General features: G+C 74.6%; 18 protein-coding genes and 2 pseudogenes. 3 read left to right on the top strand and 17 right to left on the bottom strand.

The window, feature by feature from the left end; genetic code table 11:
- Window positions 1-146 precede the first annotated feature (146 nt).
- Complete coding sequence (lysS, locus tag GD632_RS00095) at window positions 147-1,685, bottom strand: lysine--tRNA ligase (protein ID WP_226924364.1); 1,539 nt, start codon at window positions 1,683-1,685, stop codon at window positions 147-149.
- Between the two features lie 94 nt (window positions 1,686-1,779).
- On the opposite strand from lysS, the gene GD632_RS00090 reads away from it, so the two are divergent.
- Window positions 1,780-2,475, top strand: a complete 696-nt coding sequence (locus GD632_RS00090) for a uridine kinase family protein (RefSeq protein ID WP_152187410.1) — start codon at window positions 1,780-1,782, stop codon at window positions 2,473-2,475.
- Between the two features lie 100 nt (window positions 2,476-2,575).
- On the opposite strand, the gene GD632_RS00085 is transcribed toward GD632_RS00090, so the two are convergent.
- From GD632_RS00085 to GD632_RS00065, 6 genes and pseudogenes are all read right to left on the bottom strand, one after another.
- Window positions 2,576-3,496, bottom strand: a complete 921-nt coding sequence (locus GD632_RS00085) for an AEC family transporter (RefSeq protein WP_152187407.1) — start codon at window positions 3,494-3,496, stop codon at window positions 2,576-2,578.
- Window position 3,497: 1 nt separating this feature from the next.
- Entirely contained in the window at window positions 3,498-3,980 is a 483-nt protein-coding gene (gene panD / locus GD632_RS00080) for an aspartate 1-decarboxylase (protein ID WP_152187405.1), read from the bottom strand.
- Between the two features lie 2 nt (window positions 3,981-3,982).
- Window positions 3,983-4,759 (bottom strand): annotated as a pseudogene (gene panC, locus GD632_RS15810) (pantoate--beta-alanine ligase); the annotation flags it as partial.
- A 135-nt stretch (window positions 4,760-4,894) separates the two neighbouring features.
- Window positions 4,895-5,818 (bottom strand): annotated as a pseudogene (locus tag GD632_RS15805) (Rossmann-like and DUF2520 domain-containing protein); the annotation flags it as partial.
- 60 nt (window positions 5,819-5,878) lie between these two features.
- Window positions 5,879-7,642, bottom strand: a complete 1,764-nt coding sequence (locus GD632_RS00070) for a PH domain-containing protein (RefSeq protein ID WP_152187401.1) — start codon at window positions 7,640-7,642, stop codon at window positions 5,879-5,881.
- On the bottom strand, window positions 7,639-8,154 hold the full coding sequence (locus GD632_RS00065; protein ID WP_152187399.1) for a PH domain-containing protein: 516 nt from the start codon (window positions 8,152-8,154) through the stop codon (window positions 7,639-7,641). The genes GD632_RS00070 and GD632_RS00065 overlap by 4 nt, the downstream gene beginning before the upstream one ends.
- A gap of 243 nt (window positions 8,155-8,397) precedes the next feature.
- On the opposite strand from GD632_RS00065, the gene GD632_RS00060 reads away from it, so the two are divergent.
- Window positions 8,398-9,345, top strand: coding sequence for a DUF559 domain-containing protein (locus tag GD632_RS00060; RefSeq protein ID WP_152187396.1), 948 nt, complete (start codon window positions 8,398-8,400; stop codon window positions 9,343-9,345).
- A gap of 118 nt (window positions 9,346-9,463) precedes the next feature.
- On the opposite strand, the gene GD632_RS00055 is transcribed toward GD632_RS00060, so the two are convergent.
- From GD632_RS00055 to dacB, 9 genes are all read right to left on the bottom strand, one after another.
- Complete coding sequence (locus GD632_RS00055) at window positions 9,464-9,919, bottom strand: DUF3180 domain-containing protein (protein WP_226924429.1); 456 nt, start codon at window positions 9,917-9,919, stop codon at window positions 9,464-9,466.
- A complete protein-coding gene (gene folK, locus GD632_RS00050; protein WP_152187392.1) occupies window positions 9,919-10,788 on the bottom strand; it encodes a 2-amino-4-hydroxy-6-hydroxymethyldihydropteridine diphosphokinase in 870 nt (289 codons plus the stop codon). Before folK ends, GD632_RS00055 begins: the two co-directional genes overlap by 1 nt.
- Window positions 10,785-11,591: a dihydropteroate synthase gene (gene folP / locus GD632_RS00045; RefSeq protein WP_152188310.1), complete on the bottom strand. Its 807-nt coding sequence runs from the start codon at window positions 11,589-11,591 to the stop codon at window positions 10,785-10,787. Before folP ends, folK begins: the two co-directional genes overlap by 4 nt.
- Window positions 11,592-11,674: 83 nt before the next feature.
- Entirely contained in the window at window positions 11,675-12,277 is a 603-nt protein-coding gene (gene folE / locus GD632_RS00040; RefSeq protein WP_152187390.1) for a GTP cyclohydrolase I FolE, read from the bottom strand.
- The gene (gene ftsH, locus GD632_RS00035) at window positions 12,277-14,298 is read right to left on the bottom strand and encodes an ATP-dependent zinc metalloprotease FtsH (RefSeq protein WP_152187388.1); all 2,022 of its coding nucleotides are present in this window, start codon (window positions 14,296-14,298) and stop codon (window positions 12,277-12,279) included. The genes folE and ftsH overlap by 1 nt, the downstream gene beginning before the upstream one ends.
- A 141-nt stretch (window positions 14,299-14,439) precedes the next feature.
- Window positions 14,440-14,994 (bottom strand): hypoxanthine phosphoribosyltransferase, encoded by a 555-nt coding sequence (gene hpt, locus GD632_RS00030; protein ID WP_193311268.1) that lies wholly within the window; start codon window positions 14,992-14,994, stop codon window positions 14,440-14,442.
- A gap of 10 nt (window positions 14,995-15,004) precedes the next feature.
- The gene (tilS, locus tag GD632_RS00025; protein ID WP_152187385.1) at window positions 15,005-16,210 is read right to left on the bottom strand and encodes a tRNA lysidine(34) synthetase TilS; all 1,206 of its coding nucleotides are present in this window, start codon (window positions 16,208-16,210) and stop codon (window positions 15,005-15,007) included.
- A 3-nt stretch (window positions 16,211-16,213) separates the two neighbouring features.
- The gene (locus GD632_RS00020; RefSeq protein ID WP_152187374.1) at window positions 16,214-17,275 is read right to left on the bottom strand and encodes a zinc-dependent metalloprotease; all 1,062 of its coding nucleotides are present in this window, start codon (window positions 17,273-17,275) and stop codon (window positions 16,214-16,216) included.
- A 143-nt stretch (window positions 17,276-17,418) separates the two neighbouring features.
- Window positions 17,419-18,765 (bottom strand): D-alanyl-D-alanine carboxypeptidase/D-alanyl-D-alanine endopeptidase, encoded by a 1,347-nt coding sequence (gene dacB, locus GD632_RS00015; RefSeq protein WP_193311267.1) that lies wholly within the window; start codon window positions 18,763-18,765, stop codon window positions 17,419-17,421.
- 164 nt (window positions 18,766-18,929) lie between these two features.
- On the opposite strand from dacB, the gene GD632_RS00010 reads away from it, so the two are divergent.
- A complete protein-coding gene (locus GD632_RS00010) occupies window positions 18,930-19,457 on the top strand; it encodes an inorganic diphosphatase (protein WP_152187369.1) in 528 nt (175 codons plus the stop codon).
- A 1-nt stretch (window position 19,458) separates the two neighbouring features.
- On the opposite strand, the gene GD632_RS00005 is transcribed toward GD632_RS00010, so the two are convergent.
- The coding region (locus tag GD632_RS00005) for a C40 family peptidase (RefSeq protein ID WP_193311266.1) at window positions 19,459-20,009 on the bottom strand (551 nt) is incomplete at its 5' end.

Here is a 20,009-nt window from a genome sequence, read left to right as displayed (position 1 = left end):
TGTCGTGGGTCTCCCCCGGCAGAGGCTCACAGTACGCGTGCGGGTTCGGGCGACGACGCCGTGAGGCGGCCAGGGTCGGTGGAGCCGTCGCCCCGGGCAGCCGTGCACCGCCCCCGGCGCACGGACGCGGGAGGACGAGCAGCCCGTCAGAGGCGCTTGACCAGCGGGAAGGTGATCGTCTCGCGGATGCCGTGGCCGGTGAGCGCCATGAGGAGGCGGTCGATGCCCATCCCCATGCCACCGGCCGGCGGCATGCCCTGCTCCATCGCCTGGAGGAAGTCCTCGTCCAGGACCATGGCCTCGGGGTCGCCCGCCGCGGCCACGAGCGCCTGCGCGGCGAAGCGCTCGCGCTGGACGACGGGGTCGACGAGCTCGGAGTAGGCGGTGGCGAGCTCGAAGCCGCGCACGTACAGGTCCCACTTCTCCACGACACCCGGCACCGAGCGGTGCTCGCGGGTGAGCGGGGAGGTGTCCACGGGGTAGTCGCGCACGAAGGTCGGGGCGTGGAGGTGGTCGCCGACGAGGTGCTCCCACAGCTCCTCGACGACCTTGCCGGGCGTGTAGTGCGGGGCGACGGGGACCTCGAGCCGGTCGGCGTGCCGGGTGAGGTCCGCGAGCGAGGTCTGCGGGGAGACCTCCTCACCGAGCGCGGCACTGAGCGAGGGGAACAGGGACAGCTCGTCCCACTCGCCCCCGAGCTCGTACTCGCTGCCGTCCGCGAGGGTGACCGTCGTGCTCCCGAAGGCGTCCAGCGCCGCCTGCTGGACGAGGTGGCGGGTGAGCGCGGCCATCGTGTCGTAGGAGCCGTAGGCCTCGTAGGCCTCGAGCATGGCGAACTCCGGGGAGTGGCTGGAGTCGGCGCCCTCGTTGCGGAAGTTGCGGTTGATCTCGAAGACCCGGTCGATCCCGCCGACGACGGCGCGCTTGAGGAAGAGCTCGGGCGCGATGCGGAGGAAGAGGTCGACGTCGTAGGCGTTCATGTGGGTGACGAAGGGCCGCGCGGCCGCACCACCCGGCTGGACCTGGAGCATCGGCGTCTCGATCTCGAGGAAGTCGCGCTCGTCGAGGTTGCGGCGCAACGACCTCACGACGGCGGCGCGCGTGCGGACCATGTCGCGGGCGGCCGGGCGCATGATGAGGTCGAGGTGGCGGCGGCGCACCCGGCCCTCCTCGGAGAGCGCGACCTGCTCGCCGTCCTCGGTCTCGTAGGTCTTGGGCAGCGGACGCAGGGACTTGGCGGCCAGCCGGTAGGAGTCGGCGAAGATGCTCAGCTCGCCACGGCGGGAGGCGATGACCCGGCCGTGCACGAAGAGGTGGTCGCCGAGGTCGACGTCGGCCTTGAAGGCGGCCAGCGCCTCCTCCCCGACCTCGGCGCGCGAGAGCATCGCCTGCAGGCGGGTGCCGTCCCCGCTCTGGAGCGTGACGAAGCACAGCTTGCCCGTGTTGCGCAGGTACATGACCCGCCCGGCGACGCCGACGACGTCGTCCGTCTCCTCCCCCGCCTCCAGACCGGCGTGCCTCTCGCGGACGGCGGCGATGGTCGTCGTGACCGGGAGGGTGACGGGGTAGGGGTCGACGCCCGCGGCCAGCATCCGGGCGCGCTTCTCGGCACGGACCCTGACCTGCTCGGGAACGTCCTGCTCGAGATCCTCGGGTACCGGCACGGTGGGGGTCGTCTCACTCACCCCCCGATCCTATCCAGCGGCGCGTCGGGGCCGGGCCCGGCGCTATCCTCGTGCGGGACGCGCCGGGCCGAGGCGGCGCACGAGGGGATGGGCGATGAGCGCGACGAGCACCGGCGCCACGGGCGACGCCGAGGCCGGTCCCGCCGCCGACGAGGTCAGCCAGCCCGGGCTGTTCGACATCCCGCCGGGTGCGCGGCGCACGCCCGTTCGCGTGGTGCTTCTCACCGGGCCCTCCGGGTCGGGAAAGACCTCGCTCACGGGCCGACTCGGCCTCCCGGTGGTCTCGCTGGACGACTTCTACCGCGACGGTGACCACCCCGAGCTGCCCCGCCGGTACGGCATCGTCGACTGGGACGACCCGCGCAGCTGGGACCGTGAGGGCGCGCTCGCCGCGCTCCTCGAGATCGCCCGCACCGGCCGCGCCGAGGTGCCGCTGTACGACATCCCGACCAACCGGCGCACGACGACCACCCAGTTCGACGCCGGCGGCAGCCCCATCGTGCTCGCCGAGGGAATCTTCGCCGCCGAGCTCATCGCGGAGTGCCGCGACGAGGACATCCTCGCCGACGCCCTGTGCCTGTGGCGCCCGCGCCTGCAGACCTTCTGGTTCCGGCTCCTGCGCGACCTCGGTGAGGCCCGCAAGCCCCCGCTCACACTCCTGCGCCGCGGCCTCAACCTCGCGCGCATCGAGCCGGGGATGATCGCCGAGCTCGAGCGCCGCGGCGCGCGCACGATGCGGGTGACCGAGGCCGAGCAGTACATCCGCGGCCTCGTCACCCGCCCCGCCTGAGGAGACCCGCCCCCGCCCCCACCCCCACCGCCGACAGCCGACCTGTCGCCGACAGCCGACTTGTCGACAGGAACAGCCCAGCTCTCGGGGATGGGACGCGTCAGGTGAGCAGGGCGGTGATGGCGAGGATCACGGGCACGGAACCGATCGTCGAGAGGAAGATCGCGTCGCGGGCGACGACGACGCCACGGTCGTAGCGGCTGGCGAGCACGAAGACGTTCTGCGCCGTGGGCAGCGCCGCGAGCACCGCAACGGCGTAGAGGGCGGTGTCCTGCAGCCCGACGGCCATGCCGAGGAGGCAGGCGAGGGCGGGCTGGACGAGGAGCTTGAGCCCGACGACGAGCACGAGGTCCCGCGGCGGCGAGCCGGCGCCGGGCTTGGGACCCAGCCGCAGCGAGACGCCGTAGGCGAGGAGCATCGCCGGGACGGCCATCCCACCGAGGAGGTCGACGGGCGCACGCACGACGCTGGGCAGCCGGAGGCCGGTGAGCGCGAGGACGAGGCCGAGCACCGCGCCGAGCATGAGCGGGTTGCGGACCGTGCGCAGCGCGAGCTGCCGCACCCCCATCCCGCCTCCCGCCGTCGTGCGGTCGAGGACCGCGAGCGCGACCGGCTGGAGCACCACGAGCTGCAGGAGGATGACGGGAGCGACGAGCGCGGCGTCCCCCAGCACGTAGGCGGCCACCGGCAGGCCGAGGTTCCCGGCGTTGACGTACATCGAGCACAGCGCGGCAACGACCGTCTCCGGCGGCGGCCGCCGCGCGACCACCCGCGAGAGGAGCAGGTACAGGACCAGGGCACCCGCGACCGCTCCCGCCGTGGCGACGAGGGTCGAGGAGAAGACGGTGTGGACGTCGGCGTCGGCGACGACGGTGAGCAGGAGCGCCGGGCTGGCCACCCAGAACGCCAGCCGGACGAGCATCGTCTGGCTGGCGTAGGTGAGGAAGCCGACGTGGGCGAGGACGGCGCCGAGGGCGATGAGCGCCGCGAGCGCGGCGAAGCCCTCGAGGACGCCCGTCACCTCAGCGCGGCCCGGTGACTGCCTCGGCGCGGTAGTCGGCGAAGGGGACCCCGCTGGGCTCGACGGGGTAGGGCACGTCGTCGGCGGCGGCGGGCAGCTGCGCCGGCTCCGGGCCGACGTCGAGGATGTGGTTGTGCTCGTCGACGAAGACGACCGCCGGCTCGTAGGTGCGAGCGTCGGCGTCGCTGAGCATCCCGTAGGCGATGAGGATGACGAGGTCGCCGGGGTGCACGTGGTGCGCGGCCGCCCCGTTGATCTGGATGTCGCCCCTCCCGCGCTCCCCGGGGATGACGTAGGTGGTGAGGCGCGAGCCGTTGGTGATGTCCACGACGTCGACCTGCTGGCCGGGCAGGAGGTTGGCGGCGTCCAGGAGGTCGGCGTCCACCGTGATGGAACCGACGTAGTGGAGGTCGGCAGCGGTCACCGTGGCGCGGTGGATCTTGCCGATGAGCATGGGTCGCTGCAGCGAGCTGGGCGCTGGCATCGTCACTCGTCCTTCCAGAGGTCGAGAATCGTGTTGTCGATGAGCCGGGTGGTCCCGACCCAGGCGGCGACGACGAGCAGGGTGGGCCCGCTCGCGCCCGCGGGCACGGGCTCCATCGTCTCAGGGTGGACGAGCTCGAGGTAGTCGAGCCGGACGCCGGGCTCGGCGGCGAGACGCTCCCGGGCGGCGGCCAGCACCTGCTCGGCCCCGCCACCGGCGGCCCCGCGTGCCGCCTCGAGGGCGGCGGAGAGCGCGAGCGCGGCAGCCCGGTCGGTGTCTCCGAGGTAGGCGTTGCGGCTGCTCATCGCCAGGCCGTCGGGCTCCCGGCGGATCGGCACGCCGACGACCTCGACGTCGACGTCGAGGTCGCGCACCATCGCCCGGACGAGCGCGAGCTGCTGGGCGTCCTTCTGCCCGAAGAGCGCGACGTGCGGCCGGGTGAGGTGGAGGAGCTTGAGGACCACGGTGAGGACGCCGGCGAAGTGGGTGGGTCGGGTCCCGCCCTCGAGGACGGACGCGAGCGGGCCAGGGTCGACCCGCACGCGTGGGTCACCGGTCGGGTACATCGTCTCGGGGCCGGGGGCGAAGACGACGTCCGCACCCACGCTCGCGAGCTTGGCGAGGTCGGCCTCGAGGTCGCGCGGGTAGGCGTCGAGGTCCTCCCCCGGCGCGAACTGGAGGGGGTTGACGAAGATCGTCACGACCACGTGGTCGGCGCGGCGGCGAGCCTCGCGGACGAGGTCGAGGTGTCCCTCGTGCAGCGCCCCCATCGTCATGACGACGGCGCGGGTGCCGCGCTGCCGGTCCAGGACCTCGCGCAGGTCCTCGCGGGTGCGCACGAGGACGGGCGACGGCACGGGCGCGGCGGCGTCGTCGTGGTCGGCTGCCGGGTGGACGGGAGCGTCGACGGCGGGCGCCTCGGCGACGGCGTCGAGCAGGAGCTGGGCGGCGGAGTCGGTGAGCCGGCCCGCGGACCAGGCCCGCTGCGTCGTCACCCGAGCGAGGGTGCGGTAGGCCGGCGGCAGGTCGCTGAGGGTCGCGTCCTCGGCGGCGAGGGCCGCGAGGGTGGCGACGTGCTCGGCCACGGTGCCGGCGTCCCCACGCAGGACGGGGCCGGTGAGCGCGAGCTCGCCGTCGCGCAGGGTGCCGTCGAGGGCCGCGGTGAGGAGCGGGCCGAGGTAGAGCCCGGGCTCGTCGACGCCGGCACGCCCGAGGACGCGCATCGCCTGGGTCACCAGGGTGACGAGGTGGTTGGCGCCGTGCGCGAGGGCAGCGTGGTAGAGCGGGCGCGCCGACTCCGGCAGCGCCACCGGCTCCCCGCCGATCTCGACGACGAGCGCCTGCCCGATCGGCAGCACCGGCCCGGGAGCCGTGACGGCGAAGGGACAGCCGACCAGGCGGGACAGGTCGATGCTCGTGCCGGTGAAGGTCATCGCCGGGTGCAGGGCGACGGGGATCGCCCCGGCCCGCTGCGCGGGCACGAGGACGTCGGTGCCGTACCGGCCGGCGGTGTGGACGACGATCTGGCCCGCCTGCCAGCCGCCTGTGTCGGCGATCCCCTGGACGAGGCCGGCGAGGGCGTCGTCCGGGACGGTGAGGAGGACGAGCTCGGCGCGCTCGACGACGTCGGGGATCTCGAGCACCGGGACCCCGGGCAGGAGCGCGTCGACGCGGTCTCGGCTGTCCTGCGACACCGCGCTCGCCCCGACGACGCTGTGGCCGGCTGCCCGCAGCGCGCTGGCGATCACCGCGCCGACGCGGCCCGCACCGACGACGCCCACGCCGAGCCGTCCGGGTCGGGACGACGGCGGGACGTCTCCAGGCACGCTCGCGGTCACCGCGCCATTATCGCCCCGCCCACCGCCAGCGCGGCGGTGACGTCGGACACCGGCCCCGGGTCACCGGGGTGGCGGCGGGTCCTGGACGGGAGGCCCGGCGGGCGGCGGCGGGACGTCGGGACGAGGTGTGAGCGGCGCGCCCGTGGGCGGCGGGGGCGCGGCGGCGGGCACGTGCACGGGCGGACCCGCCAGTGGCGGCGCCTGGACCGGAGCCCCTCCGGGCGGGGGCAGCTGGACCGGGACACCCGGCGGCGGGGGCGCCTGGACCGGGGCCCCCGCGGGCGGGGGCGCCTGGACCGGCGCACCGCCGTCGGGCTGCCCGTGCTGTGCCGGCTCGAGCAGGCCGACGCGGCGCATCCACTCCTCGGGGGACTCGCGGTGCCGGGCGGCGCGGGAGCGCTGGGAGGCCTCACCGAGGAGCGCAAGCGCGGTCATCTGCTCGAGGTGGTGGGCGGTCGTCGAGACGGACCCGCCGACCGTGGCCGCGACGACGTTGGCGATCCCGGCGCGGCGCTCGAGCGGCCCCTGGCTGATGGCCAGCGACTGGGTGCGCTCGTGCGGGACGATCGCCAGGGCACGGCTGAGCCGGCCGCTGCGCATGAGCACGGCGCTGTCGGTGAGCTGGATGCCGTTGCGGCGCCAGGAGATCGGGTCGAGCCAGCGGGCGCTGCGGGGACTCGTGGTGAAGCCGGCGGCGTCACCGGCGCCCTCGAGCGCGGCGTCGATGACCGCCTGCGGGTCCGCCACGCCGAGGTCCGGCAGGACCAGCCACAGCGCGGTGAGTGCGTCACCACGGGAGCCCACGGGCAGCAGGACGTTGCCGGTCGTCGCCTCCATCTGGTTCTCCAGGCCCCCGTACCCGGCGACGTTGACCTCCACGCGCCACCAGCCGCGCCGACGCCACAGGAGCGGCTGCTTGAGCCCGACCGTGTGCACGCGGCCCGGCGGCACCGTCTGCGTGCGCTGCTCGAGCAGGCCGTAGCGCAGGCGGATGCCGTCGGGGGAGATCGCGGCGCGGAAGTTGAAGCCGCCGGTGAAGCGGCCCCACAGGTAGGTGCCCCAGCCGATGAAGCCGGGCAGCGCGCCCGCGAGCGGTGCGAGGCTCTCGGCGGCGATCGCCGCGACGAGGAGGACGACGAGGACGACGACGAGCGCGATCATCGACCCCGAGAGCATGAGCGAGCCGACGAGCCGCCCGGTGGGCACGGTGAGCAGCTCGCGCTCGACGTCGGGCCGTGCCGGTGGCGCGGCAGGGGCGTCCGGAGCGGCGGGTTCACCGTCGGACGCAGGTGCCGGTGCCGCCGTCGTCCCGCGGTCGGCGACGCGGTCGAGCACCTCGCGGCGCAGCCGCTGGGCCTCGTCCTCCTTGAGGAAGGCGAGGACGACCGACGAGCCGCCCCCGCCCGCCGTCTCGATCTTGAGCTGGGCGAGACCGAAGAGGCGCGCGAGGAGCGGCTGGACGACGTCGACCGCCTGGATGCGGTTGAGCCGCGCGTGGCGCTGCTGGCGGAAGAGGATGCCGCTGTGGAGGAAGACCGCGTCGCGCCCGACGGCGTAGCGCATCATCCGCCACGACAGCACCGAGTAGGCGGTGAGGACGAGGAGGAGCAGGAGGACTGCCCCGCCCCCGATGAGGAGGACGAGCGTCCAGTCGACGGTGTCGCGGTCCTCCCACACCTCGGCGATGAGCTGGGTGTTCTGCCAGATCAGCACCGCGAAGAGCGCGACGATGACCTTCCACGCGTTGAGGACGGGGGTGACCTTGTGGACCCGCCGCCAGTCGACGTGCTCCTCGGGGGCCGGCTGCTGCTGGTCGACGCTCACAGCCCGGCCAGCCTCGACTCGCCACGCTCGCTGAGGCGGTCGCGCAGGCGCGAGGCCTCCTCCGGCGGCAGGCCGGGGATCGACGCGTCGGTCTGCGCCGAGGCCGTGTGGAGCTGGACCTTGGCGACCTTCGCCCACCGGTCGAGCGGGCCCGCCTGGACGTCGACGTACTGCATGCGGCCGTAGGGCACGACGGTGAGCTGGCGGAAGAGGATGCCCTTGCGGATGAGGAGGTCCTCGTCGCGCTCGGCGTAGCCGATCGAGCGGACCTGCCGCGGGACGAGCCAGCCGAGCCACGCCACGAACAGCACGAGCACGCCGATCGGGATCGCCCACCACCAGCCGGGGAAGAGCACGGCGAGGACGACGAGCACGACGAGCGGCAGGCCCAGCCACACCGCCACCGAGATGAGCCGCACCTTCGTCAGGCCGCGGGAGACGGGCGTGAACTGCAGGCCCTCGGGCGCGAACGGGTTGCGCGCCTCCCCCTGCCAGCGGGGCGTGTCACTCATGAACGGTCCTCCTCGTACGGTCAGCACCGGAAGCCTCCCACACCCCACGCACCGCCCTCCCCCGCCAACGTCGCAATTGGCGGGTTGACTGACGGCTATGCGCGCGACGGCGTCGGTCAACCGACCACGTGGTCAGATGTTCGGCCGTCCATCGGTGCTCCACAGGCGCCCTTCGGCCACCGCTCTCGCCGCGGCTGTGGATGACGGCTCCCCGTCTCCCGCCTGCGTCCCCACCATCGGTCCATGTCAGCCGAACCTGGGGCCGCGTTCCGCCGGCCCGCACCCGATCATCACCTCTTCCGCTCCCGGGACGCCGACGCCGTCGGCGTGACGGAGCGGGACCTGCGCCACCACCGCTACACCGCCGTCCTCCGCGGCGTCCGCGTCCCGGAGGGCGCTGAGGTCGACACGTGGCTGCGAGCCCGGGCCGCGCTCCTCGTCGCCGGCCCGCTCGCCGTCGTCAGCCACCACACCGCCGCCCGCCTGTGGGGCGCCGTCGTCCCCGACACGCCGACGACGCACGTCATGGTCGCGACGGCGAACGAGAGGCACCGTCTCGAGGGCACGACCTTCCACGTGTGCACCACCCTGGAGCGCGGTCACCACGTCCGCGGCGTCGCGGTCACCTCACCCGAGCAGACCTTCATCGACCTGGCTCGCGTGCTGCCACTGGTCGACGCCGTCGTCGTCGGCGACTGCCTCGTGCGCCTCGGGCACGTCACAGTTGAGGGACTGCGCGAGGCGTGCCGGCGGACGCGGCTCAAGGGCGCGACCGCTGCCCGCCGTGCCGCCGAGTACGTCCGTGCGGGCGCGGAGTCCCCGATGGAGACCCGCGTCCGGATGCTGCTCGTCCTCGCCGGCCTGCCCGAGCCGCTGCTCCAGGTCGAGCTGCGCGACGACGACGGCGTGACCACCTACCGCCTCGACCTCGCCTACCCCGGGCTCCTCCTGGCGCTGGAGTACGACGGTCGCCAGCACGCGGAGGACGACGCGCAGTGGAGTCACGACGTCGTCCGGCGCGAGTTCCTCGACAGGCACGGCTGGCGCCTCATCGTCATCCGCGCCGCCGACGTCTACACCCACCCGGCCCAGACCCTGCGGCGCGTCGTCGAGGCCCTCGAGTCCCGGGGTGTGCGGGTCAGGCGCCTCGACCCCCGGTGGCAGCGCCACTTCCAGGGTCGGACGAGCTGACGGACCCGAGGCCCCCACAACCCACCACGTGCGACGTCGAGCGACGCCTTGCCGCCCATAACCGTCAGTCAACTCACCAATTGGGAAGTTGGGAGGCGGGGCGGGGGCGGGGCGCGGGTCAGGCGGGTTCGGGGTCGTCCTCCGGGGGGAGACGGCACCAGTGCTCGACCACGAGCGCCACTGCCAGGAGCACCAGCGCGGCCACGCCCGCGGCGCCGGACCAGACGGCGTGGTCGCGCAGGGCGGGGGCGGAGATGTTGGTCCACGCGACGGCCACCTGGGCGGCGAAGTAGCCGGTGAAGGCGGCGCCGCACAGCGAGCACGCCTTGGCGAACATCGCGACGCGCGCCGCGCGCAGGTGGTCCATGCGGGTGGTGCGCCCCTCGGTGAGGCGGCGCACCGAGCGGCCGAGGAGGAGGAGCACGACGGCGACGACCGCGAGCACCAGCCACGTCTGCGCCGCCACCGGCACGACCGTCCCGCTGCGCGTCTCCAGCACGGTGAGCCCGAGGTAGGAGACCGCGCCCACGACGACGGCCGTCCCCAGCAGCGTCTGCCAGCTCGTCCCCCGCATCAGGTCCACCACTCCTCGGCCACCCACTCGACCGGCCCCAGGCGGGCGGCGAGCCCGGCCACCGGCCCGTGGCCCGGGAGCACGGCGTCCGGCCGCACCCGCGCCCACGGGGCGAGCACGAAGGCGCGCTCGTGGGCGCGCGGGTGCGGCAGGGTGAGGTCGGCGTCCTGCCAGGTCACGGTCCCGGCCGCGACGAGGTCGAGGTCGAGCGGCCGCGCGCCCCACCGCTCCCCGCGCACCCGTCCGTGCCCCAGCTCCAGCCCCTGGCACAGCGCGAGCAGCTCACGCGGCGGCAGGTCGGTGCGCAGGACGGCGACGGCGTTGAGGTAGTCCGGCTGCGGCCCGGCGCCGGGCAGGGTGAGTGCCGTCGAGCGCAGCAGCGGGGAGACCGCGGCGACCGTCACGCGCGGGTGCCGAGCGAGCTGGGTGAGGGCCGCCGAGAGCGTGGCGCGCACGTCCCCGAGGTTTCCCCCGAGCGCGAGGACGACCTCACGCCCACCGCCGGCGTCGCCGGCCGTGCGGTGGACGTGGACGGTGACGTCGGCGAAGGGCACGGGGACCGGCGCCTGGGGCTTGTGGACGGTGACGTCGACGGCGAGCACCCGCGGGTGGGCGAGCACCCGCTCGGCGATGGTCGCCGCGACCGTCTCGACGAGGTCGACGGGCGGCCCGGCGAGGACCGCGACGACCTCGCGCGCCACGTCCGCGTAGTTGACGGTGGCGGACAGGTCGTCGCCCGCGGCGGCCGCCCGCGTGTCGAGGTGGAGCACGACGTCGGCGCTGAACTCCTGCCCCAGCTCGCGCTCGGCCGCGAGCACGCCGTGCCGGCCGCGGGCACGCAGCCCGCTCAGGGTGATGCGGTCACTCATGGGGCCAGCCTGGCAGCGGTGAGCGCGGCGGCCACCCGGACCGCGTCGCGGCTGCCGGGCACCTCGTGGACCCGCACGCCCCACACGCCGGCCGCCGCTGCGAGCGCGGAGACGGCCGCGGTCGCCGCATCGCGGGCGGTGGGCGGCGCCGGCGTGCCGTCGTCGGCGGCCAGCAGGGTGCCGAGGAAGCGCTTGCGCGAGGCACCGACGAGCACCGGGTAGCCCAGCGCCTGCAGCCGGTCGAGGTGGGCGAGGAGCTGCCAGTTGTGCGGGGCGTCCTTGGCGAAGCCCAGCCCGGGGTCGAGGACGAGCGTCGCCGGGTCCACCCCCGCCGCGAGCGCGACGTCCACCCGCGCCGCGAGCTCGGTGCACACGTCGGTGACGACGTCGTCGTAGACGGCGCGCTCGTTCATCGTCGCGGGGTCCCCGCGCCAGTGGCCGAGCACGTACACGGCGCCGTGGCGCGCGGCCACCGCGAGGATCTCGGGGTCGGCGAGCCCGCCGGCGACGTCGTTGACGACGGCGGCACCCGCCCGCAGGCAGGCGTCGGCCGTCTCGGCGTGGACCGTGTCGACGCTGACGACGGCGCCCTCGGCGGCCAGCCCGGTGACGACGGGCAGCACCCGGTCGATCTCGACGGCGGGTGGCACGCGCTCCGAGCCGGGCCGGGTGGACTCCCCACCGACGTCGAGGACGTCCGCGCCCTGGGCGCGGAGCTCACGCGCGTGACGGAGGGCGGCGTCGGGGCGGTCCCAGCGGCCGCCGTCGGAGAAGGAGTCGGGCGTGACATTGACGACGCCCATGACGAGCGTCCGGCCGACCCTCGTCAGGTCGGCGGCACGTGCTCGCGGGCTGCCCACCGGCCCAGGATAGGGGGCGGCCACGGTCAGCGGCGGGGCGCGATGAGGCTCATCGCCTCCGCCCGCGTGGCGGCCTGACGCATCTGGCCACGGACCGCGGAGGTGATCGTGCGGGCACCGGGCTTGCGCACCCCGCGCATCGACATGCACAGGTGCTCGCACTCGATGACGACGATGACGCCCTGCGGGTCGAGGTGGGTGACGAGCGCGTCGGCGACCTGCGAGGTGAGCCGCTCCTGCACCTGCGGGCGGCGGGCGAAGGTCTCCACGAGCCGCGCGATCTTGCTCAGCCCGGTGACCCGGCCCTGGTGCCCGGGGATGTAGCCCACGTGCGCGACGCCGTGGAAGGGCAGCAGGTGGTGCTCGCAGGTGGAGTACACCTCGATGTCCCGCACGAGGATCATCTCCTCGTGGCCGAGGTCGAAGGTCGTCGCGAGGATCTCGGCCGGGTCGGTGCGCATCCCCGCGAAGATCTCCTGCAGGGCACGTGACACCCGGGCGGGGGTGTCGCGCAGGCCCTCGCGGTCCGGGTCCTCCCCGACGGCGACGAGCAGGTCGCGCACCGCCGCGCGGACCCCCTCCGCGTCGTAGGGGCGCAGCTCGGGCGGGAGCGCCGGCTCCTCGGACATCACAGGCCCTCGGCCGGGCCGCCGACCTGCCCCGACGGCGGGACCTCGCCCAGCCCGGGTTCCTCGCCGCCCGCGGCGGCCGCCTCGTCCTGCGGGAGCATGCCGTCGTCGCCGGTGCGCTGCTCGAGGGGCGTCCGGACCGGGGGGCGGTCGGAGACGGTCCGGCTGGCCGAGGAGAGCCACACCGGCCGGGGGTCGCGCTTGGTGATGGGCGCGAAGACGGCGGCGAGCTCCTTCTCGTTGAGCGTCTCGTGCTCGAGGAGCTCCAGGACGAGGTGGTCCAGGACGTCGCGGTACTCGTGGAGGATCTCCCACGCCTCGTCGTGCGCCGAGTCGATGAGGCGGCGGACCTCCTCGTCGACGACGCGGGCGATGTCCTCGGAGTAGTCGCGCTGGTGACCCATGTCGCGGCCGAGGAACGGCTCGCCGTTGTCGCCGCCGAGCTTGACCGCGCCGATCCGGTCGCTCATCCCGTACTGGGTGACCATCTTGCGGGCCAGACCGGTGGCCTTCTCGATGTCGTTGGAGGCACCGGTCGTGGGGTCGTGGAAGACGATCTCCTCGGCCACTCGTCCGCCCATCGCGTAGACGAGCTGGTCGAGGAGCTCGTTGCGGGTAGTCGAGTACTTGTCCTCGCTCGGCATGACCATCGTGTAGCCGAGGGCGCGGCCGCGGGGCAGGATCGTCACCTTCGTCACCGGGTCGGTGTACCGGAGGACCGCCGCCGTGAGGGCGTGGCCGCCCTCGTGGTAGGCGGTGATCTTCTTCTCCTTCTCGTTCATCACCCGGGTGCGCTTCTGCGGCCCGGCGATCACGCGGTCGATCGCCTCGTCCAGCGCGCGGTCGTCGATGAGGTCCGCGCCGGAGCGCGCGGTGAGGAGGGCGGCCTCGTTGAGGACGTTGGCCAGGTCCGCGCCGGTGAAGCCGGGGGTGCGCTTGGCGACCATCCCGAGGTCGATCTCGGGCACCATCGGCTTGCCGCGGGCGTGGACGCGCAGGATCGCGGTGCGGCCCTGGAGGTCGGGGGCCTCGACGGTGATCTGACGGTCGAAGCGGCCCGGCCGGAGCAGGGCGGGGTCGAGGATGTCGGGGCGGTTCGTGGCGGCGATGAGGATGACGTTGGTGTTGACGTCGAAGCCGTCCATCTCGACGAGCATCTGGTTGAGCGTCTGCTCGCGCTCGTCGTGTCCGCCGCCCATGCCGGCGCCGCGGTGGCGCCCGACGGCGTCGATCTCGTCGACGAAGATGATCGCCGGGGCGTTGGACTTGGCCTGCTCGAAGAGGTCGCGGACGCGGGAGGCGCCGACTCCGACGAACATCTCGACGAAGTCCGACCCGGAGATCGAGTAGAAGGGCACCCCGGCCTCGCCGGCGACGGCGCGGGCGAGGAGGGTCTTGCCGGTGCCGGGCGGGCCGTACAGGAGGACGCCCTTGGGGATCTTCGCGCCCACGGCCTGGAACTTCGTCGGGTCGGCGAGGAACTCGCGGATCTCCTGGAGCTCCTCGACGGCCTCCTCCGCGCCGGCGACGTCGGCGAAGGTGACCTGCGGGTTCTCCTTGCTGACCATCTTGGCCTTGGACTTGCCGAACTTCATCATCCCGCCGCCGCCCTGCATGCGGGACAGGAGGAACCAGAAGACGCCGAGGAGGATGAGCATCGGCAGCAGGAGGCTGAGCGCGGAGGACCAGAACGAGGGGCGGGGCACCTCGGAGTTGAAGCCCTCGGCGGGGTCGGCCGCGGCGATCGCCTCCATGACGGTCTCGCCCTGCGGGGTCGCGTAGTAGAAGGCGACGAGGTCGCCCTTGTCCTCGAAGTCCTCGCTGAGGACGAGCTCGACGCGCTGCGTCGTGTCGGTGACCTCCGCCTGCTCGACGGTCTCACCGGCGAGCAGCTCCAGGCCGTCGGACGTGTCGATCTCCTCGGGGCTCTCCCCGGTGAGCATCGAGGCCCCGAGGTAGGCGAGGACGAGGACGAGGACGACCCACACGATGGGGCCGCGCAGCAGCTTCTTGGCGTTCATCGGTGGCGGCGCGACGGCCGGGTCCCTCCTGCTTGATCGATCACCATGTGACGTTACACGGACACTCCGCGCAGGCGGGTGCGTGTTCGCCCAGGGCGGGACCGCCGCCCGGTCCCTGCCCGGCGGCGGCGCGCGGGCCGCTCAGCCGTTGTAGACGTGCGGCGCCAGCGTGCCGACGAAGGGCAGGTGGCGGTACTTCTCGGCGAAGTCGAGCCCGTAGCCGATGACGAACTCCGGCGGGATGTCGAAACCGACGTACCGGACGTCGACGTCCACCTTGGCGGCCTCCGGCTTGCGCAGCAGGGTCGCGATCTCCACGGACGCCGGCCCGCGGCTGCGGAGGTTCGACACGAGCCAGGAGAGCGTGAGCCCGGAGTCGATGATGTCCTCGACGATGAGCACGTGGCGCCCGTGCAGGTCGGTGTCGAGGTCCTTGAGGATGCGCACCACGCCGGAGGACTTGGTGCCCGACCCGTAGGAGGAGACCGCCATCCAGTCCATCTCGATGCTGGTGTGCAGACGCCGGGAGAGGTCGGCCATGACCATGACGGCGCCGCGCAGCACCCCGACGAGCAGGAGGTCCTTGCCGGCGTAGTCGGCGTCGATCTCGGCCGCCATCTCGTCGAGCCGGGCCTCGATCTGCTCCTTCGACAGCAGGACCTTCTCGAGGTCGTCTCCCATGTCGCTGGCGTCCACGCGCACTCCCTCACTCACCTGCGCCGCGCGGGCCGCGGCGACCGAAGGTCAGCCTCCCACACCGACGCCCGGCGGTGACAGCGCCGGGCAGCGACACCGGGCCCTGTCCCCGGTACCCCGTGACGAGTGTCTCGAGCGCCGCGACGTGCGCGGCCGTGAGCGACCCGGGCGGGCAGCCGGCCGCCGTGGCGGCCCGGTGGAGCACCCGCCCGAGCAGCGCGGGGTGCGCCCCCGCGAGCACGACGACGTCGAGGCTCACCTCGCCGGCCCGGCTCACCCCGTCCTCGCCCGCCGACAGCCGACTTGCCGCCGACAGCCGACTTGCCCCCGACAGCCGACTTGCCCCCGACAGCCGACCTGTCGCCGACAGCCGACTTGCCGCCGACAGCCGACTTGCCGCCGACAGCCGACTTGTCGCCGACAGCCGACTTGTCGACGGCCCCTCCGGCAGTCCCGCACGCGCCGCGAGCTCGGCGGCGGCCGCCGCGAGATAGTCCTCGTCCTCGCGCAGCCGCCGGGCGGTGCGGGCCAGCGCCTCGGGCACCCCCGGGCCGAGAGCGTCCTCCAGGGCGGGCAGCACGTGGTGGCGCACGGCCGAGCGGCGCAGCGGCCCGCCGTCGGCGCGGCGCCACGGGCCGTCGGGCGTGTTCGTCGGGTCGTCGGCCCAGCGCAGCCCGTGGGCGGTGCACACCGCCTCGGTGTCACGGCGTCGCAGGCCGAGGAGGGGACGGCGCCACAGCCCGGCGGCGGGGGCCATGCCCGCCAGCGAGCGTCCACCGGACCCGCGGCCGAGTCCGAGGAGCACCGTCTCGGCCTGGTCGTCGAGGGTGTGCCCGAGCAGCACCGCGGCCGCCCCGGAGGTCGCCGCGGCGTCCTCGAGCGCGGCGTAGCGAGCCGACCGGGCGGCGGCCTCGGGGCCGCCTGCTCCCCCGACGTCGACGCCGCGCACCTGGACCGGGTCGAGCCCGAGCCCGCGGCACGCCTCCGCGGCCGCGCGGGCGGCGTCGCCGCTGCCCACCTGGAGCCGGTGGTCCACGACGACGGCCCCCGCCCGCAGGCCCGCCCGCGGGGCGACGAAGGCGGTCGCGGCGGCCAGGGCGAGGGAGTCTGCGCCGCCCGAGCAGGCGACGAGCACGAGGGACCCCGCGGGCAGGTCCGCCAGCACCGCGCGGACGGCGGTGCGGGCGGCGGCCACCGCCGGGGCGGGACCGGCCACGGCTCAGCCGTGGACCCGGCGCACCCAGGCGGTCGGGTCGGCGATCTCGGCGGGGGTCGGGAGGTTCTCCGCGGCGGCCCACACGGCGTTGAGCCCGTTGTGACCCACCCGGTGGACGACCCCACGGACGAAGTCGGCGCCGTTGCGGTACTGCGCGATCTTCGCGTCCACTCCCATGAGCCGGCGCACGACGACGTCCAGTGTCCCGGTTCCCTCACGGCGGCGGTCGAACTGGGTGCGGATGCGGGCGACCGAGGGCAGCACGCGCGGACCCACGGCGTCCATGACGACGTCGGCGTGCCCCTCGAGCAGCGACATGACGGCGACGACCTCGGCGAGGCGCTCGCGCTCCTCCTCGGTGAGCACGGCGTCGACGAGCGGGCCGGCGAGGGCCTGCGCCGCCGGGGTCTCCCCGCGCGGCGTGGTGACGGCCTCGACGACGGCGCGCACGGTGCGCGCGAGTCGCTGCGCCCCGCCCTCGGGGGAGGCGATCGACGAGACGGTCGCGGTCATCCGCTCGGCGAGGTGGCCGGCGAGCCAGGGCGCGGCGGAGAACTGGACGGCGTGCGTCTGCTCGTGGAGGCAGACCCAGCGGCGGAAGTCGAGGGCGTCGAGGTCGAGCTCGCGCTCGACGTGGAGGATGTTCGGCGCGACGAGGAGGAGGTAGCCGGGCTCCCCGCGGCCGTCGACGCTGGTGAAGGGGTCGAACTGGCCGAGCACCTTCGTCGACAGGTAGGAGAGCATGACGCCGAGCTCCTCGCCGCCGAGCCGCGCGGCTCCGGGCAGCGTGGTGGGCGGGAGCAGGTCCCCGACGAGGTGGCGGAACATCCCGACGTTGGCCTCGGCCCAGCGGGCCCGGTCCACGACGTAGACGGGGCGCCGGGCGGCCCGCGCGGCGGCGTCGTCCAGGCCGGTGATGTCGGCGACGTGGCCAGGTGCCTCCTTCGCGGAGGTGTGGAGCACGGTGACGAGGCCGCGGGCCTCCGCGCGGCCGGCACGGGGCCCGGGCCGGGACAGCACGGCGGCGCGGTGGCGGGCCACCCGCCAGTCGATGGGAGAGCTCATGCGGCCACGCTATCCCGCGCGTCCCGGCACGGCGCAGCGCCGCCCCCGAACGTCGCACTTGCCCAGAACGTCGCAATTGGTGGGTTGAGCGACGCTCCGAGACGCTGAAGCGTCAGCGGAGCCACCAATTGCGACGTTTGTTGTCAGCACGCGCACGTGGTGACGGCAGCGGCCCACTCGTCGACGGCGGCCCGGGCCGGGCCCACCCCACCGAGCTCGAGCTCGTCGGCGACGACGGCGAAGACGAGCAGCCGGCCCGCGACGTCCTGCACGAGGCCGGTGAGACTGACGGCCGTGGTGAGCGTGCCCGTCTTGGCCCGCAGCACCCCCGCGGCGGGGCCCATCGGCCGCGCGCTCAGCGTGCCCTCGAGACCGGCCGCTGGCAGGCCCGTGACCGCGCCGTGCAGCTCGGGGCGCCCCATCGCGGTGGTGACGACCTCGGCGAGCACCACCGCCGGGACCTGGTTCTCCACGAGGAGGCCGGAGGTGTCGGCCAGGGTGACGCCGTCGGTGTCGATCCCCAGGCCCGCGAGGCGGTCGACGACGGCGCGGGTCGCGCCGGCGAAGGTCGCCTCCTCGCCGACGGCGACGGCGACGAGCCGGGCGAGCACCTCGGCGACGGAGTTCTCCGACACCGCCAGCGTGTAGGCGACGACGTCGCGCAGCGGGGCCGACTCGACGGCCCCCAGCTCCTGCCCACCGGCGGGCGCGGCGGCCCGGACGACCTCCCCGCGGACGGCGACGCCCTCGGCGCGCAGCGCGTCCGCGAAGGCCGCGCCGGCCGCGAGGGCGGGGTCCGCCTGGTACCCGCCGCTCGGGTCGACCCCCGCCCGCACCGCGAGCGGCTGGACCGGCATGACGAAGTCCAGGTCGATGCCGCCCCAGCCGGGGGCGTAGAGCGGGCCGGTGAAGAGCGAGTCGTCGACGGCGACGCGCACCTCCTGCCCGGCGAGCACCTCGGCGGCCTGGGCGGCGAGGTCGCGCAGCGAGGCCCGGCCCACGACGTCGCGCGGGTTCGCCTCACCGTCGGTGAGGAGGATGTCGCCGCCCCCGACGAGCACGACCTGCCCGCCCTCCCCGGCGACCGCCGTCGTGCGCAGGACGTGGCCGGGACCGAGCGCGTCGAGCGCCGCGACGGCGCCGAGGAGCTTGAGGGAGGACGCGGGGGTACGCGGCCGGGCGCCGCCGACGTCGACGAGCACCTCGCCGGTGAGGGCGTCCGCGACGACGACACCGACGTCCCCGCCGGTCCGCTCGTCCGCGGCGAGCGCCTCGCTGAGCTCGGTGAGGCGCTGCGCCGAGGGCAGCGGCGCCTCCGGGTCGAGCGCCGGGACGAGCGGCTCGGCGGGCGCGGCGCTGGCCCGCGGGAAGGGCGCCGGCTCGGGGACCGGCGGCTGCGTCGTGAGGACCCCGGGGACGACGTCGGCGGCGTCGGCTGCGCCGTAGCCCCCCACGAGGAGGAGGAGCAGGGCCGAGACGGTGGCCGTCACCCGCCGCCTGCTGGTCGACGCCACGCCGGCCGCCACCCTCCTGCGCCACGTCGTGGCCGCGATCTGCGAACTCGTAGGCCAGACTAGTGCCCGGTAACGACATGAGCGCATTCCCGGTCCCGCACCCCAGCGAGGCACCGGCACTCAGGAGAAGAGGTCAGGCAGTGGAGTTCGACGTCACGATCGAGATCCCCAAGGGGAACCGCAACAAGTACGAGGTGGATCACGAGACCGGACGCATCCGCCTGGACCGGATGCTCTTCACCTCCACCCGTTACCCGGACGACTACGGCTTCATCGAGATGACCCTCGGCGAGGACGGTGACCCGCTCGACGCTCTCGTCCTCCTCGAGGAGCCCACCTTCCCCGGCTGCCTCATCCGCTGCCGCGCGCTCGGCATGTTCCGCATGCGCGACGAGGCCGGCGGTGACGACAAGGTGCTCTGCGTGCCGACCGGTGACCAGCGCGCGTCGTGGCGCACGGACATCGAGGACGTCAGCGAGTTCCACCGCCTGGAGATCCAGCACTTCTTCGAGGTCTACAAGGACCTCGAGCCCGGCAAGTCGGTCGAGGGCGCGCACTGGGTGGGCCGGGAGGAGGCGGAGGACGAGATCCGCCGCTCCTTCCAGCGGGCCAAGGACGCCGGCTACTACGAGCACGCCGACCCGCACGGGCCGGGTCAGGCCGAGTAGCTCAGACCCGCCCGCCGTAGGGCAGGACGCCCGGCCAGTACATCGGGACGAGCTCGACGGTCTTGCCCGGCGACGGCGCGTGCAGGCGCATCCCGTCGCCGGCGTAGATCGCCACGTGGTAGATCCCCGAGGCGGCGCCGTTGCTGGAGTAGAAGACGAGGTCGCCGGGCTGCAGCTGGTCCACGGGCACCCGGCTCGTCGCCGCGTACTGCGCCTTCGTCGTGCGCGGCAGGGAGATCCCGGCGCGGGCGAACGCCGTCTGGGTGAGGCCCGAGCAGTCGTAGCCGTTCGGCCCGGCCGCGCCCCACACGTAGGGCTTGCCCAGCTGCGTGCGGGCCCAGTCCAGGGCCGCCCGCGCCCCGCTCGACGACGACGGCGGCGGCTGGGGTACCGGCTCGGGCTTCGGTTCCGGCTGGGCCGGGGCGGGGGTGGTCGGCTGGGGAGCCGGACGCGTGGGCTCCGGCGCCGGCCGCGTCGGCTCGGGCCGCGTCGGCTCGGGCCGCGCCGGCTCGGGCGCCGGGCGGGTCGGCTCGCTGTCCGGCCGCGACGGCG

Origin of the sequence: Georgenia satyanarayanai, from assembly GCF_009193135.1 — a bacterium.
Lineage (GTDB): Bacteria > Actinomycetota > Actinomycetes > Actinomycetales > Actinomycetaceae > Oceanitalea > Oceanitalea satyanarayanai.
Note: the sequence above shows the minus strand (reverse complement) of the source record. Positions and strands in the feature narration are given on the sequence as shown.